General features: G+C 57.3%; 14 protein-coding genes. 8 read left to right on the top strand and 6 right to left on the bottom strand.

Features of this window, described 5'->3' with window-relative positions; genetic code table 11:
* Window positions 1-15: 15 nt before the first annotated feature.
* Both EoCCA6_RS20860 and EoCCA6_RS20865 read left to right on the top strand, forming a co-directional pair.
* Window positions 16-588 (top strand): carboxymuconolactone decarboxylase family protein, encoded by a 573-nt coding sequence (locus EoCCA6_RS20860; protein ID WP_152084278.1) that lies wholly within the window; start codon window positions 16-18, stop codon window positions 586-588.
* Window positions 578-1,195, top strand: coding sequence for a CDP-alcohol phosphatidyltransferase family protein (locus tag EoCCA6_RS20865; protein WP_152084279.1), 618 nt, complete (start codon window positions 578-580; stop codon window positions 1,193-1,195). Before EoCCA6_RS20860 ends, EoCCA6_RS20865 begins: the two co-directional genes overlap by 11 nt.
* Here EoCCA6_RS20865 and EoCCA6_RS20870 read toward each other — a convergent pair.
* From EoCCA6_RS20870 to xthA, 6 genes are all read right to left on the bottom strand, one after another.
* Entirely contained in the window at window positions 1,192-2,496 is a 1,305-nt protein-coding gene (locus tag EoCCA6_RS20870) for a sulfurtransferase (RefSeq protein WP_152084280.1), read from the bottom strand. The genes EoCCA6_RS20865 and EoCCA6_RS20870 overlap by 4 nt on opposite strands.
* A gap of 73 nt (window positions 2,497-2,569) precedes the next feature.
* Window positions 2,570-3,190, bottom strand: a complete 621-nt coding sequence (locus EoCCA6_RS20875; RefSeq protein WP_152084281.1) for an ATP-binding cassette domain-containing protein — start codon at window positions 3,188-3,190, stop codon at window positions 2,570-2,572.
* Window positions 3,190-4,719 carry an ABC transporter permease family protein gene (locus EoCCA6_RS20880; RefSeq protein ID WP_152084282.1) on the bottom strand — a complete coding sequence of 510 codons (1,530 nt, stop codon included), beginning with the start codon at window positions 4,717-4,719 and terminating at the stop codon, window positions 3,190-3,192. Before EoCCA6_RS20880 ends, EoCCA6_RS20875 begins: the two co-directional genes overlap by 1 nt.
* Window positions 4,692-5,861, bottom strand: coding sequence for an ABC transporter substrate-binding protein (locus tag EoCCA6_RS20885; protein ID WP_373308906.1), 1,170 nt, complete (start codon window positions 5,859-5,861; stop codon window positions 4,692-4,694). The genes EoCCA6_RS20880 and EoCCA6_RS20885 overlap by 28 nt, the downstream gene beginning before the upstream one ends.
* 6 nt (window positions 5,862-5,867) lie before the next feature.
* A complete protein-coding gene (locus tag EoCCA6_RS20890; RefSeq protein ID WP_152084283.1) occupies window positions 5,868-6,551 on the bottom strand; it encodes a TVP38/TMEM64 family protein in 684 nt (227 codons plus the stop codon).
* A gap of 5 nt (window positions 6,552-6,556) precedes the next feature.
* A complete protein-coding gene (xthA, locus tag EoCCA6_RS20895) occupies window positions 6,557-7,363 on the bottom strand; it encodes an exodeoxyribonuclease III (protein ID WP_152084284.1) in 807 nt (268 codons plus the stop codon).
* 433 nt (window positions 7,364-7,796) lie between these two features.
* Here xthA and astC point away from each other — a divergent pair, with 433 nt between their 5' ends.
* From astC to spy, 6 genes are all read left to right on the top strand, one after another.
* Complete coding sequence (astC, locus tag EoCCA6_RS20900) at window positions 7,797-9,017, top strand: succinylornithine/acetylornithine transaminase (RefSeq protein WP_152084285.1); 1,221 nt, start codon at window positions 7,797-7,799, stop codon at window positions 9,015-9,017.
* Window positions 9,014-10,048: an arginine N-succinyltransferase gene (gene astA, locus EoCCA6_RS20905; protein ID WP_152084286.1), complete on the top strand. Its 1,035-nt coding sequence runs from the start codon at window positions 9,014-9,016 to the stop codon at window positions 10,046-10,048. Before astC ends, astA begins: the two co-directional genes overlap by 4 nt.
* Complete coding sequence (gene astD / locus EoCCA6_RS20910; RefSeq protein ID WP_152084287.1) at window positions 10,045-11,532, top strand: succinylglutamate-semialdehyde dehydrogenase; 1,488 nt, start codon at window positions 10,045-10,047, stop codon at window positions 11,530-11,532. Before astA ends, astD begins: the two co-directional genes overlap by 4 nt.
* On the top strand, window positions 11,519-12,844 hold the full coding sequence (gene astB, locus EoCCA6_RS20915) for an N-succinylarginine dihydrolase (protein ID WP_152084288.1): 1,326 nt from the start codon (window positions 11,519-11,521) through the stop codon (window positions 12,842-12,844). The genes astD and astB overlap by 14 nt, the downstream gene beginning before the upstream one ends.
* A 10-nt stretch (window positions 12,845-12,854) precedes the next feature.
* Window positions 12,855-13,820 carry a succinylglutamate desuccinylase gene (gene astE / locus EoCCA6_RS20920; protein WP_152084289.1) on the top strand — a complete coding sequence of 322 codons (966 nt, stop codon included), beginning with the start codon at window positions 12,855-12,857 and terminating at the stop codon, window positions 13,818-13,820.
* A gap of 338 nt (window positions 13,821-14,158) precedes the next feature.
* Window positions 14,159-14,650, top strand: a complete 492-nt coding sequence (gene spy, locus EoCCA6_RS20925; RefSeq protein ID WP_152084290.1) for an ATP-independent periplasmic protein-refolding chaperone Spy — start codon at window positions 14,159-14,161, stop codon at window positions 14,648-14,650.
* The last annotated feature ends 202 nt before the right edge of the window (window positions 14,651-14,852 follow it).

The raw sequence follows: 14,852 nt of genomic DNA on the forward strand, positions 1-14,852 counted from the left end.
CATCAGGAGAATCAGGTGAAAGAGACATCCACCTGGGTTGCACCCATCGAATCCATTCCCGCCAGCCTAAAACCGATTGCCGCCATGCAGAAAAAACACTTTGGTGCGGTACTTAACCCGACGCGCTGGTGGGGCCGAATGCCGCGTCTGTTCTGGCTGGTGGCGCTGTTTGTGGGGTTTCTGGAGCGAAGAAACGCGCGTCTTTCCCCCGTACTGCGTTCACTGTTGATGACCCGCGTCTCGCAGCTTTGTCACTGTGCATTCTGTATTGATGCCAATAGCTTACGTCTTGCCGGGCGTTCGGGCGCACTGGATAAAGTTCAGGCCGTCAACGACTGGCAGCATTCCGCGTTGTTCAGCGATGAGGAGCGTGCCGCGCTGGCATTTGCTGAGGCGGTCACCGCCACGCCGCCGCAGGTGGATGAGGCCATTAAAGCGCAACTAAAACATCACTTTACGGATGAAGCTATTACCGAAATGACGGCGCTGATTGCGTTTCAAAATCTCTCAGCGCGCTTTAATGCAGCCCTTGAGATCCCGGAACAGGGGCTTTGCGCCACGTTTAAAGAGAAACCGCATGCTGGATAAACACCTGCATCCCCGCGTGAAACCGGCGTTAAACCAGCTTGCTGCCGCGCTGGATAAACCCTTTATCTCACCCGATGGATTAACGCTGACCGGGTTTGCTATCGGCGTGCTGGCGCTGCCGTTTCTGGCGCTGGGCTGGTATCCGGCGGCGCTGATTGCCATAGTGCTGAATCGCCTGCTGGATGGTCTGGACGGCGCGCTGGCGCGACGCAGGGGGCTGACGGATGCGGGAGGATTTCTGGATATCGCGCTCGATTTTCTCTTCTACGCGCTGGTGCCGTTTGGCTTTGCCCTGGCCGCACCCGCAGAAAATGCGCTGGCCGCCGCCTGGCTGTTGTTTGCGTTTATTGGCACCGGGAGTAGCTTTCTGGCGTTTGCTGCGCTGGCCGCGAAGCATGACATCAATAACCCTGGCTATGCGCACAAGTCGTTTTATTACATTGGCGGGTTAACGGAAGGGACGGAGACGATCGCGCTGTTTGTGCTGTGCTGCCTGTTTCCGGCGCACTTTACGCTGTTCGCCAGGGTATTTGGCGCGTTGTGCTGGCTGACCACCACAACGCGCATCTGGAGCGGTTATGTGACGCTGAAGTCACTCAGCCCTTAGAGGGAACGCTCAGGCCCGCGCTCGCCGGTCGATACCGGATTTTGTGGGTGGCTGCTCCATTCGTACCAGCCGCCGTCGTACACGGCGATATTCTTCCAGCCCATGGCGCGCGCGTACATAAAGGTTTCCGACGCGCGCCAGCCCGTACCGCAGTAGAACGCGACGTGCTGTTCCGGCAGGATATGCCATGTTTTCCACATGGCGGCAATATCATCCGCGCTGCGCATGGTGCCGTCCGGGTTATGGAAATCTTCCATATGGTTGGCGTCGCTCCCCGCGTGGCCCCAGCGTGCGCCTGCAATATCGCCTTTTGGCTTAATATAGCTGTAGCCGCTGGTTTCACCGATAAACTCCGGCCACGAACGAATGCTGACCAGCGAGGCATCCTGGCGATGCAACATATCGCGGGCCTGTTCCATATCCACCATCAGCTGCGGCTGGCCAGGGATCGGCGCACCAAAATCAGGTGCGGGTTTCACTTTCGCAGGCATGCCGCGTTCAACCGGCAGACCCGCATCGGACCATGTTTTCCAGCCGCCATCCAGCATGCGTACATCCTTCACACCCGCATACAGCATAATCTGCGCCACGCGTGCGGCGGCATAAACGTCACGACCATACAGAATCACCGTGGTGTCGTGACGGATACCGTGCTTTGCCAGCATCGCTTTTAGCTTATCGTCGGACACTTTATTCCACAGCGGCTCGCTTTCGACATCATTGGTATCGACATAGCCCGCGCCGGGAATATGGTTAAGCAGGTAAAACTTCGGTGCGCCCCATCCGGCTTCAATGACTTTCCAGTCGCCCAAAGGGGCGGCGGCAACCTGCTTACCCTGTTGTAACTGGTGGAGCCACTGCGGGTAAACCAGCTGTTCAAAGTGGGGTAAACGCTGCAAACGGTCGGCCGTCTGCAGGGCATCGCTCAGTGTGGATATATGGCTATACCCGGCTTTTTCCAGGCGCGCTTTGACGGCCTGGTTATCGCTATCGCTGCCATAAAGTGCAATCGGCGCTGATGGCGTAAGCTGGTGCTGTTTCGCCCAGCCGCTGAGCTGGTCATCGTTCATCGCCCCAAGCCAGGAGGCAGACAGGTTTAGCGCGGCGGGTTCATGGCCGGATGTTCCGCTCAGCGTTGGCCAGCCGTTATAAAACGCACTGGTGCGGGTATCGATTACCGCGCCGTGCTGTTCCTGTAGCTGTGCCAGCGTGAGAGAGTGGGGCATATCAGCCGCCATGGAGGAAAATGAGGCGAGGCCGCAAATCAGGGCCAGCGCGGTCAGTTGAGAAACACGTTTCATCGAAAAGCCTGACGTCAGTAAATGAGGTGGGCATTGTCGTCTCTCCTGAAACAGAAAACATTGCGTTAGCACATTATTGCCAGCGAGAAATACTGAGCACCTTACCGCCCGGTGGAATATCGTCTTCGTCATGCGTGACCAGCACCACCGGAATATTGCGCGCACGAACCACCTCGAATACCCACGCCCGGAACGACGTGCGTAGCGCCTTATCCAGACGGCTGAACGGTTCATCAAGCAGTAACGCCTGCGGCTGGGCGAGCAGGGCGCGGAGCAGGCTCACCCTGGCGCGTTCGCCACCAGAGAGCGTCGCCGGATCGCTGTGGTAATGGTTAAACAGCCCGGCTGAATTCAGCGCCTGCTCAACCGCAGACCGCCGTGCGCGTCCGGTAATCTGCGCCGGAAGTGCGACCATCAAATTCTGCCCGACGCTGAAATGGTCAAACAGCAGGGCGTCCTGAAATAAAATCCCTAACCCTCGTTTTTCCACGGGAAGCGAATCGCAGCGACGATCGTTGAGCCACAGTTCACCGTGAGCCTGAAAATCAGCCGACAGCGCGCCCACCATCCAGGAGAAAAGCGTCGATTTACCGCTACCGGATGGCCCCATTAGCGTGACAATTTCTCCACGCGGGACGCAGAAACTGACCTGCCGAAACAGCGGCTCAATGGTGAGATCTTTTACTTTCAGCATTAACGTAATCCTTGTCGGTAGCGGCCTGCGAGCCGGGAAAGCAGCGCGGCAAGGCCAAACACGATACCCGTCAACAACAAGAGTCCCAGTGCCCGGTTTGCCAGAATCGGGACGCTGCCGCCACTGCTGAGCGCGACGGCCTCCGTGGTGAGGGTGGCGAAGCGTCCCGCGCCCGGCCAGAGCGTCGGTATGTACTGCGCCATGCTCACCGAAAAGCCGGTCGCAAAGGCCAGTAACGCAGGGCGAACCAACAGTGGGCATTTCAGCAGCCAGAAAATTTTAGCCCGTCCCCAGCCCAGCGTTCGGGCGGTCAGGATAAGCCGTGGATCGAGCCTGCGCCACGCGGGTTGCAACACCAGCAACATCCACGGCAATACCCAGAGCAGATGGCTCCACAGCACGGCGACGTATTGCCCGTCGATACCCAGCCACAGCGCCACAACATATTGCCCGGAAACAAGCGGCAGCGCCGGGAGCGCAAGCGGCAGCCACACCCACAGTGCGCTGCGCTGCGGTCCCCACTCCAGCCAGAGAAAGATAATCACAAGGGCAATCAGACTGGAGGCCAGCCCGAATGACAGGCTGGTACCGACAGGGCCGATGTCGTCCTGTCGCGCCAGCAGCAACAGCACCGCGCTGCAGAGCAGTCCACATGCCGGGAGCAGCCAGCCAGACAAACGCTCAGGCAGCACGGCAGGCGAACGGCGACGAATACCGGTGAGGTCTGGCAGCGTGCGTCGCCACCGTGTCCAGATGCCGTAGCCGAGCGCCGAAAGTATGACCAGCAACACCAGTAAGATCAGGCACAGGAGTGTGCCCTTTGCCTGCTGCTGCGCGTCCCCCTGGCTGAGCCATTGCCAGGCCAGCACCGCCAGAGTCGGCGGGTTCCCTGGTCCCAGAACGATTGCGACATCCACAACGGAAAGCGACCAGGCCAGTACCGCCAGCATCACCGCCCCCAGCGCGGGTGCGATGGCTGGCAGAATCAGCCAGCTTACCGCCTGAATGCGGCCGTAGCCGAGGGTTTGCAAGACAATTTTCTGCTGTCTCAGACGCTTTTCCGGCAACACGGCGAAAATCACCCACAGTACAAACGCGCTCTCTTTGACGGCAAGCGTCAGACCCAACCCAATACCGAACCGGTCAAGCTGCGGCGAGCAGAACGTGCAGATTTGGTAGAACAGGCCGCCTTCAGCAAACATCAGCAGCACGCTGGTGGCGAAGGCAACGTGCGGGATCGCCAGCAGCCATGGCAGACGGGTGCTCAGGCGTCGCCACTGTTTCCCTGGCCACAGTAGCGTGACAAGGCTCAGAGCAATAAACAGAGCACCCAGCGTCGCGGTAAGCGCAGACACCAGCGTGGCGGTCAGCGCCTGAGGTAGCTGTTGATCGCTAAGCAGCGACTGCCAGTTGGCAACAGAAAATACCGGTGCCAGGAGCATGGCACCGGCGGGGATCAGCGGCAGATAAATCACCGCCATCGCCAGCCAGACGAGGCCGCTTAGCGGGTGCCGTAACGGCGCAGCCATTCCTGTTCCAGTGCGTTAACCCAGGCGGCGTGTGGCTCCGGGAGGACAGGGGGTAAACCTGCGGGCGTGTGGGCGCTAAGTTGTTTAGCCTCCTCTGCGCGCAGTGTTGCTGCGTCAAGCACGCTCGGGTCGCCCCAGATTGTCGGATCGGCTTTGCGGATCTGCGCCTGCGGGGAAAGCAGGAAATTAGCGACCACTTTTGCTCCGGCGCTCGCGCTGGCATTGGCCGGAATGGTGACGAAATGGACATTGCCGATCATCCCGTCGTGAAAGCCGAAGCTGTAGCTGTCGGTAGGCAGTTCGCCGCGGGTTACCTTCTGCTGCGCATGGGCCGGGTTAAAGGTCAGCGACAGGTTCAGGCTTCCGCTTGCCAGCAGGGCATCCATCCGTGCAGGTGAGGGCGGAAAATCGTTTCCTTCACGCCACAGCAGCGGATGCAGCTTGTCGAGGTAATCCCATAGCGGGGCGGAGACCTGCGCAAATGTATTATCTGGCGCTTTTTTTAATGCTTCAGGTTGCGCGGTCAGCGCCAGAAGCAACTGCTCAAGAAACGCGGTGCCGGTAAAATCAGGCGGTCGCGGATAACTCACTTTGCCTGGGTGCTGCTTTGCATATTCCAGCAAAGCCTGAGGATTTTCCGGTGGTGTCGGCATGCTTGCTTTGCGGGCAATAAAGCTCAACTGCGCGCCGCCCCACGGGGATTCTGCTCCGTCGGTCGGGATAGCGAAATCTTCCGTGACCGGTTTACGGGTATCGACATATCGCCAGTTTGGCAGAGCCTGTGCCCATCCGGTTTGGAGCAGGTTTGCCTCTTTCAGCGTGCGGAAATTTTCCCCGTTAATCCATAACAGATCGACCGAGCCGTGAGTTTTTCGCCCTGCGGCCGCCTCGGTCTGAATACGTTTAACGGCATCGGCGGCATCGGCCAGATGAACGATTTTAAGGTCGATGGCGTAGTGCGTTTTCATTTCACCACTCACCCAGTCGAGATAACGATTGACCGCCTGATCGCCGCCCCAGGCATTAAACCAGACGGTCTGGCCTTTGGCCTGTTGTTGAAGGGATTGCCAGCTATCTGTAGCAAATGCAGGGGCGGTCAGCAGCAGAGCTGTCAGAAACGCGCAAAAACGCACACGGCGCATAATGCCTCACTTTTTAAAAGAGGAGGTGTAACGGGAAAACAGCCAGCGAGTGACCAGCGGTAATAACCCTAATAGTGTAAAGGCGAATAACACTCCCGGCGACAGAATATCGCGTAGCGACGTCAGTTCACCCAGCTCACGTCCGGCGTTCAGAAAAATCACCGTCGCAGGAAGCATGGCAAGCTGACTAATCCATCCGTAGCGGATCGCGCTGAGACGGGTGAGGCCCATCAGCAGGTTGACCAGGAAGAACGGAAACAGCGGCATCAGGCGGAGGGCAAAAAGATAACGTGCGCCGTCGCGAGCCATTCCGGTATTGATGATGTGCATCTGGCGCGCAAAACGCCGCTGTACCCAATCGCGCAGCAGATAACGGCTGGCGAGCATGGCGAACGTTGCGCCAAGCGTGGAGGCAAATGACACCAGCAGCACGCCTTCCCACAGGCTAAACAGCGCCCCGCCCAGCAGCGTTAATATTGCTGCGCCGGGGATAGAGAGCGCGGAGACCACCACATAAAGCCCAAAATAGACCAGTGCACTCTGGAGCGGAGCCCGCTCTACCTGAGCGAGTAACGTCTGCTGGTGTGTTTTTATGGTGTCCAGAGAAAGCGTCCCTGGCGGGAGGACGATGAATGCCAGCGCAAATGCGCCCAGAAGGGCGCACAGGAAGAGTATTTTTTGCGTGTTCACACGGTTTACAGCTTAAATTTCGCCCACACAGGTGCGTGGTCAGAGGGTTTTTCCATGCTGCGAATCGCGTAGTCAATGCCCGTTTCAATGCAGCGGTCCGCCAGTGGCGCACTCGCCAGCAGCAGGTCTATACGCAGACCCCGGTTGTCATCAAAACCTTTTGAACGGTAGTCAAACCACGAGAAGCGGTCCTGCGTTTCCGGGTTAGCGGTGCGGAACGTATCCACCAGGCCCCAGCCCAGCAGCCGCTCCATCCACTCGCGCTCTTCCGGCAGGAAAGAGCATTTGCCGGTGCGCAGCCAGCGTTTGCGGTTCTCTTCACCGATGCCAATGTCCAGGTCGGTCGGGCTAATGTTCATATCGCCCATGATCAGCACCGGATTCTCTTTTTTCAGCTCGGTAGTCAGGTAATCCTGCAGATCCTGATAGAACTTCGCTTTGGCCGGGAATTTGGTTTCATGATCGCGGCTCTCGCCCTGTGGGAAATAGCCGTTGATCACCGTGATATTGCCCAGTGCTGAGGGCACTTCCGCCATAATGATACGGCGCTGTGCCTCGCCGTCATCGCCAGGGAAGCCACGACGCACGGAAACGGGCGTCTCTTTGGTCAGCAGCGCAACGCCGTAGTGGCCTTTCTGCCCGTGATAAAAGACGTTGTAGCCCAGTTTCGCCACCTCTTCGAGGGGGAACATATCGTCGTGGACCTTTGTCTCCTGCAGGCCGATCACATCGGGTTGATGTTGCTCAACAATCGCTTCAAGCTGGTGAGGGCGGGCACGCAGGCCGTTGATATTAAAAGAGACAAATTTCATAGTCGCTGCCAGTGCAAGGTGAATAGTGCATGGATGGTAGCAGAAATTGCGTCGTCTGTTATCCGCTTCGCCCAATTACTGCGACAGATATGACCAGTAGTGCAATATTTGCACCATTCCGACGCGCCTCGCCCTCAAATGGGGCATAAACGGCCGATAAATTTCGCCAGCGATCACAATTCCAGAATTATATTTGGCCTGTGCATACTCTTTCTGGTTTTCATGCGGCAAAGCGCCGCTTACTGTAAAAATATTCACTTTTTATGCAATAACAGTGAATAATTCCATATTGTAACTCATTGATATTCTGTCCTCCCAGCCCGTTTATGCATTTTTATCGCTGGCTGGCACGAACTCTGCAATCTACATTCACAGTGCAAACACTCAATAATTTAACATTTAAACAACCTTTTATTTACCGGATGAGGTCGCTATGTCTCTGTCAATTACGCGTGGAAATTTCGATGAATGGATGATGCCGGTTTACGCTCCGGCGGCTTTTATTCCGGTACGTGGGGAAGGCTCGCGCCTGTGGGATCAGCAGGGCAAAGAGTATATCGACTTTGCGGGTGGGATTGCGGTAAATGCGCTGGGGCATGCGCACCCGGCGCTGCGTCAGGCGCTGAACGATCAGGCGGCAAAATTCTGGCATACCGGTAACGGCTATACCAACGAACCGGCACTGCGTCTGGCGAAAAAACTGATTGACGCCACCTTCGCAGAGAAAGTCTTTTTCTGTAACTCCGGTGCGGAGGCGAACGAAGCCGCGCTGAAGCTGGCGCGCAAATATGCGCACGATAAATTTGGCGCGCACAAGAGCGGTATCGTCGCGTTTAAAAATGCTTTTCATGGCCGCACGCTGTTTACCGTCAGTGCGGGCGGCCAGCCAGCGTACTCGCAGGATTTTGCGCCGCTGCCGCCGGATATTCGTCACGCTGTTTATAACGATCTGCAGTCCGCGAGCGAGCTGATTGACGATACCACCTGCGCGGTGATCGTCGAGCCGATGCAGGGCGAGGGTGGCGTGCTTCCGGCGCAAAAAGCCTTCCTGCAAGGGGTGCGGGAACTGTGCGATCGTCACAACGCGGTGCTGATTTTTGACGAGGTTCAGACAGGCGTTGGCCGCACCGGTGAGCTGTATGCCTATATGCACTATGGCGTCACGCCGGATGTGCTTTCCACTGCAAAAGCGCTGGGCGGTGGTTTCCCGGTTGGCGCGATGCTGACGACCGATAAGTTCGCCAGCGTGATGACGGTGGGCACTCACGGCACCACCTACGGCGGCAACCCACTGGCATCAGCCGTGGCCGGACAGGTGCTGGATATCATTAACACGCCGGAGGTCCTGAACGGTGTGAAGCAGCGTCATGACTGGTTTGTCGAGCGTTTAACCGCCATCAACAACAAGACGGGCCTGTTTAAAGAGATCCGCGGTCTGGGGCTGTTAATTGGCTGCGAACTCACGCCTGAGTTTGCCGGAAAAGCTAAACTTATCTCACAGGAAGCAGCAAAAATGGGCGTGATGGTGCTGATTGCGGGTGCCAGCGTGGTGCGGTTTGCCCCCGCGCTGATTGTCAGCGAGGAAGAGGTTCAGACCGGTTTAGACCGTTTTGCGCAGGCCTGTGAACAGGTGAAGTCAGGGGTGTCATCATGATGGTCATCCGTCCCGTTGAGCGCGGCGATCTCGCCGGGCTTATGCAGCTTGCCAGTAAGACAGGAGGCGGGCTAACGTCGCTTCCTGCCGATGAAACGACGCTGTCGGCGCGTATTGAGCGCGCCCTGCAGACCTGGCAAGGGACGTTGCCGAAAAGCGAACAAGGTTATGTGTTCGTACTCGAAGATACCGACACCGGCACCGTGGCCGGGATTTGCGCCATTGAAGTGGCCGTGGGGCTTAACGATCCGTGGTACAACTACCGGGTAGGCACGCTGGTTCACGCCTCGAAAGAGCTGAATGTCTACAATGCGCTGCCAACGCTGTTCCTCAGTAACGATCACACCGGCAGCAGCGAACTCTGTACGCTGTTCCTTGACCCGGCCTGGCGCAAAGAAGGCAACGGTTATCTGCTTTCCAAATCGCGCTTTCTGTTTATGGCCGCCTTCCGCGATCGCTTCAATGAAAAAGTGGTCGCCGAGATGCGCGGTGTTATCGACGACAAAGGCTACTCCCCGTTCTGGGAGAGCCTGGGCGAACGCTTCTTCTCGATGGAGTTTAGCCGGGCGGATTACCTGTGCGGGACCGGTCAAAAAGCCTTTATCGCTGAACTGATGCCAAAACACCCGATTTATACCCACTTCCTCAGCCCTGAAGCACAGGCGGTGATTGGCGAAGTGCATCCGCAAACCGCACCTGCCCGCGCGGTGCTGGAGAAAGAAGGATTCCGCTACCGTAACTATGTCGACATCTTTGACGGCGGCCCAACGCTTGAGTGTGACATTGACCGCGTGCGTGCCATCCGTAAAAGCCGTCTGGTGAAGGTCTCTGAGGGGCAACCTGCACCGGGCGAATGGCCGGCCTGTCTGGTGGCGAACGAACAATACGACAATTTCCGCGCCATGCTGGTGCGGACGAACCCGAAATGCGAGCGGCTGGTGCTGACGCCCGCCCAACTGGATGCCCTGAAATGTAACGCCGGCGACACGGTTCGTCTGGTGCGACTCTGCCCTGAGGAGAAAACAGCATGACTTTATGGATTAACGGTGACTGGGTTACAGGTGAAGGCGAGCCGCGCGTAAAAACCAATCCGGTGGGTAAAGAGGTGCTGTGGCAGGGGAACGATGCCAGTGCTGCGCAGGTTGAGCAGGCCTGTAACGCTGCTCGCCGCACCTTCCCGGCATGGGCGAAACAGCCTTTTACCGTGCGCCAGACCATTGTCGAAAAATTTGCTGCTCTGCTGGAGGCAAATAAAGCCGAGCTGACCCAGGTTATCGCCTCGGAAACCAGCAAACCGCGCTGGGAAGCGACAACCGAAGTGACGGCGATGATCAACAAAATCGCCATTTCGGTGAAGGCATACCACACCCGCACCGGTGAACATCACACTGAGATGCCCGACGGTGCGGCCACGCTACGCCATCGCCCGCACGGTGTGCTCGCAGTGTTTGGTCCGTATAACTTCCCCGGCCATTTGCCGAACGGACACATTGTGCCTGCGTTGCTGGCGGGTAATACCGTTATCTTCAAGCCGAGTGAGCTAACGCCGTTAACCGGTGAAGCGGTGGTGAAGCTGTGGGAACAGGCTGGTCTGCCGCCGGGCGTGCTCAACCTGGTACAGGGCGGGCGTGAAACCGGCCAGGCGCTGAGTGCGCTGAGTGATATTGACGGCCTGCTGTTTACCGGCAGCGCCGGAACGGGCTATCAGCTGCATCGCCAGCTGGCAGGGCAGCCGGAAAAAATTCTGGCGCTGGAGATGGGCGGTAATAACCCGCTGATTGTCGAAGATCCTGACGATATTGATGCGGCCGTGCACCTGACCATTCAGTCAGCGTTTATTACCGCCGGGCAGCGCTGTACCTGTGCGCGTCGTCTGCTGGTGAAGCGCGGGGCACAAGGTGACGCGTTCCTGGCGCGACTGGTGGACGTTACGGCGCGGCTGGTGCCCGCGCCGTGGGATGCCGAACCACAGCCGTTTATCGGTGGGCTGATTTCCGCGCAGGCCGCGCTGAACGTGCTGAAAGCCTGGCAGGACCACGTTGCGCGCGGCGCGAAAACCTTGCTGGAGCCAAAGCAGATCCAGCCTGGCACTTCGCTGCTGACGCCAGGGATTATTGAGATGAGCGACGCCCGCAACGTGCCGGATGAGGAGGTCTTTGGTCCGCTGCTGTGCGTCTGGCGCTATGACGATTTTGACAGCGCCATCGCAATGGCGAACAACACCCGCTATGGCCTGTCGAGCGGTTTGATTTCGCCGCAACGCGAGAAATTCGATCAACTGCTGCTTGAAGCGCGCGCAGGGATCGTGAACTGGAATAAACCGCTCACCGGTGCAGCGAGCACCGCGCCGTTTGGTGGCGTGGGGGCATCCGGTAACCACCGCGCCAGCGCGTGGTATGCCGCTGATTACTGCGCGTGGCCGATGGCGAGCCTGGAAACGCCAGCGCTGACGTTGCCGGAGACGCTGAATCCGGGGCTGGATTTCACTCAGGGAGACACCCATGAAAGCGCGTGAGGTTAATTTCGACGGGCTGGTGGGGCTGACGCACCACTATGCCGGTCTGTCGTTTGGTAATGAAGCCTCGACGAAGCACCGTTTCCAGATCTCTAATCCAAAGCTGGCAGCGAAGCAGGGGCTGCTGAAAATGAAGGCGCTGTCGGATGCCGGTTTCCCGCAGGCGGTGATCCCGCCGCAGGAACGCCCGAATGTGGCGGTGCTGCGCCAGCTTGGGTTTAGCGGCAGCGATGAGCAGGTGGTTGAGAAAGCAGGCACGCAGACACCACAGCTGCTCTCTGCGGCCAGCTCCGCCTCCTCAATGTGGGTGGCAAATGCGGCAACCGTCGCGCCGTCGGCAGACACGCTGGATGGCAAAGTGCATTTGACCGTGGCGAATCTGAATAACAAATTCCATCGCGCTACCGAGGCGGACACCACCGAACGTGTGCTGAGCGCTATCTTCAGTGATGAAACGTATTTCAGCGTGCATCAGGCGCTGCCGCAGGTGGCGATGTTTGGTGACGAGGGGGCCGCTAACCATAACCGCCTGGGCGGTGATTATGGCGAGCCGGGTCTGCAGCTGTTTATTTACGGGCGGGAAGAGGGCGGTTATTCAGCCCCGACGCGTTATCCGGCCCGCCAGACCCTGGCCGCAAGCCAGGCGGTTGCGCGCCTGAATCAGGTTAATCCTTCGCAGGTGATTTTTGCTCAGCAGAACCCACAGGTGATCGACCAGGGCGTGTTCCACAACGATGTGATTGCCGTCTCCAACCGTCAGGTGCTGTTCTGCCATGAACAGGCGTTTGCTCACCAGCAGAAGCTGCTCGCCACGCTGCATGAGCGGGTGCCCGGTTTTATGCCCATTCAGGTTCCGACGCAGGCCGTCAGCGTGCAGGACGCGGTGGAAACCTACCTCTTCAACAGCCAGTTGCTGAGCCGTGATGATGGCAGCATGATGCTGGTGCTGCCGCAGGAGTCCCGCAATCACGATGGCGTGTGGCGTTACCTGAGCGAACTGGTGAAGGCTGATAACCCGATCGATGAACTGCGCGTATTTGACCTGCGCGAAAGCATGGCCAACGGAGGCGGCCCGGCGTGCTTGCGTCTTCGCGTGGTATTGACGCAAAGCGAAATGCAGGCCGTGAACCCTGCCGTGATGATGAACGACACGCTGTTTAACACACTGAACGACTGGGTGGATCGTTACTATCGCGACAGGCTGACCCAGGCCGATCTGGTTGACCCGCAGCTTCTGCGTGAGGGCCGCGAGGCGCTGGATGCGTTGTCGACAATCCTGCACCTGGGCTCTGTTTATCCGTTCCAGCGCTAAAGGAGAAGGTATGGAAAATTTACTGGCGCTGACGCTGGCCGATAACGTGCCGGAGCAGCGCGAGGGTGAAGGCCCGTCGTTCAACTGGCGGTGGATCGGGCGTGGCGTGCTCGAACTGACGCCATTCGCGGATGCCGGTTTGTCGGTTCTGCTTTCAACGGGGATTCATGGTAACGAAACGGCACCCGTTGAGATTGTCGATCTGCTGCTTCATGCCCTGTACCGCGGCGACATTACCCTGAAATGTCGTCTGCTGGTGATTCTCGGCAATCCACCTGCGCTGGCGCAAAATAAACGTTATCTGGTGAGCGATATTAACCGCATGTTCGGCGGTCGCTGGGCGCAGTTCCCGCAAAGTGACGAAACGGCGCGCGCGCAGTGGCTGGAAAAGACGGTAACGGCGTTTTTTACCGCTGCCGGGCCATGCCGCTGGCACCTCGATCTGCACACGGCAATCCGCGCCTCGTACCATCTGCGTTTTGGCGTTTTGCCGCAGCGTAGCCTGCCGTGGGATGAAGACTTTTTGACCTGGCTCGGTGATGCAGGGCTGGAGGCGCTGGTGTTCCACCAGTCGCCAGGCGGCACTTTTACCCACTTTACCTGTGAACATTTCGGTGCGCTGGCCTGCACGCTGGAACTGGGCAAAGCGCTGCCGTTCGGGCATAACGATCTCACACGCTTTGCGCCCACGCATGCTGCGCTCAGGGCATTGCTCGGTGGAACGACACCGGAACATAATCCGGAGCCCGTTGCGCGTTACCGTGTAGTGCAGCAGATTACCCGTCGCAGCGACGCCTTCCAGTTGCACATGGCAGCGCATACCCTGAACTTTACGCCATTCCGCCAGGGCGTGCTGTTGGCAGAAGACGGAGAGGAGCGCTATGAGGTGCAGAAAAGCACTGAGTATGTCTTATTCCCGAATCCCTCTGTGGCATTTGGCCTGAGAGCAGGACTGATGCTGGAAAAATTGTCCTGACTGATTCCCCCTCTTTTACTGGTGAGGGGGAAAGGAGCACTATTTTCTTAGCGATTAAGGCGGTCACGTTTGTTTTGCGGATTATTCCTGGATAATTGCTTTATTATTACCCGTTGCTTCGTTATACTTCTTCATAATCTCTTTAAAATCATCGTGTTGAATATTATTGTTTCAACTCTCCACGCTTTTTCCTTAATTTCTCCATATTTGGTGAAAATGTGTTTTTTATACTTTCATTGTTTTACCGTTGCTCTGACTAATTGACGATAAACCCCGTAAAGTTAATCTCGTCAACACGGCATAGCGCCGAAGAATAACTGAAAGTAAGGAAATACATTATGCGTAAATTAACTGCACTGTTTGTTGCTTCTACCCTGGCTCTGGGCGCGACCAGCATGGCGTTCGCTGCAGATACGGCGACCACCACAGCAGCACCTGCTGAAGGTAAAATGATGATGCATCATAAAGGCAAGCCAGGTATGCACCACGACATGATGTTTAAAGATCTGAACCTGACCGATGCACAGAAACAGCAGGTTCGCGAGATCATGAAAAGCCAGCGCGACCAGATGAAACGTCCTCCACTGGAAGAACGTCGTGCGATGCATGACATCATCGCCAGCGACAGCTTCGATAAAGCAAAAGCCGAAGCGCAGATCGACAAAATGGCGGAACAGCATAAAGCCAGCATGCTGGCTCGTATGGAAACCCAGAATAAGATCTACAACATTCTGACGCCGGAACAGAAAAAACAGTTTAATGCCAATTTTGAGAAGCGTCTGACAGAACGTCGCGCACCGGAAGGTAAAATGCCAGCACCAGCCGAATAATCGGTTCACTCTCTTAAGACCGCCGGGCTCCTGTCTACAAAAGCGAAATCGCTGTGGACAGGACCGGCGGTTTTTTCTTTCACACCCTCTTGTCTGTTGCCAGAAGCGCGGTATTCTCCTGTAGTCGCTTCAGATAATGTCTAACAGAGTCATAGCGTTATATTTTTTTATCCACGCTGGCTAAGGCATGTCTGCTCTGCTG

This window comes from Enterobacter oligotrophicus (assembly GCF_009176645.1).
GTDB lineage: Bacteria > Pseudomonadota > Gammaproteobacteria > Enterobacterales > Enterobacteriaceae > Enterobacter > Enterobacter oligotrophicus.

Excerpts from the sequence above, each read along its gene's own strand:
- EoCCA6_RS20865 (WP_152084279.1), top strand. The coding sequence starts at position 578 with ATGCTGGATAAACACCTGCATCCCCGCGTGAAACCGGCGTTAAACCAG.
- EoCCA6_RS20870 (WP_152084280.1), bottom strand. The coding sequence starts at position 2,496 with ATGAAACGTGTTTCTCAACTGACCGCGCTGGCCCTGATTTGCGGCCTC.
- EoCCA6_RS20875 (WP_152084281.1), bottom strand. The coding sequence starts at position 3,190 with ATGCTGAAAGTAAAAGATCTCACCATTGAGCCGCTGTTTCGGCAGGTC.
- EoCCA6_RS20880 (WP_152084282.1), bottom strand. The coding sequence starts at position 4,719 with ATGGCTGCGCCGTTACGGCACCCGCTAAGCGGCCTCGTCTGGCTGGCG.
- EoCCA6_RS20885 (WP_373308906.1), bottom strand. The coding sequence starts at position 5,861 with ATGCGCCGTGTGCGTTTTTGCGCGTTTCTGACAGCTCTGCTGCTGACC.
- xthA (WP_152084284.1), bottom strand. The coding sequence starts at position 7,363 with ATGAAATTTGTCTCTTTTAATATCAACGGCCTGCGTGCCCGCCCTCAC.
- astC (WP_152084285.1), top strand. The coding sequence starts at position 7,797 with ATGTCTCTGTCAATTACGCGTGGAAATTTCGATGAATGGATGATGCCG.
- astA (WP_152084286.1), top strand. The coding sequence starts at position 9,014 with ATGATGGTCATCCGTCCCGTTGAGCGCGGCGATCTCGCCGGGCTTATG.
- astD (WP_152084287.1), top strand. The coding sequence starts at position 10,045 with ATGACTTTATGGATTAACGGTGACTGGGTTACAGGTGAAGGCGAGCCG.
- astB (WP_152084288.1), top strand. The coding sequence starts at position 11,519 with ATGAAAGCGCGTGAGGTTAATTTCGACGGGCTGGTGGGGCTGACGCAC.
- astE (WP_152084289.1), top strand. The coding sequence starts at position 12,855 with ATGGAAAATTTACTGGCGCTGACGCTGGCCGATAACGTGCCGGAGCAG.
- spy (WP_152084290.1), top strand. The coding sequence starts at position 14,159 with ATGCGTAAATTAACTGCACTGTTTGTTGCTTCTACCCTGGCTCTGGGC.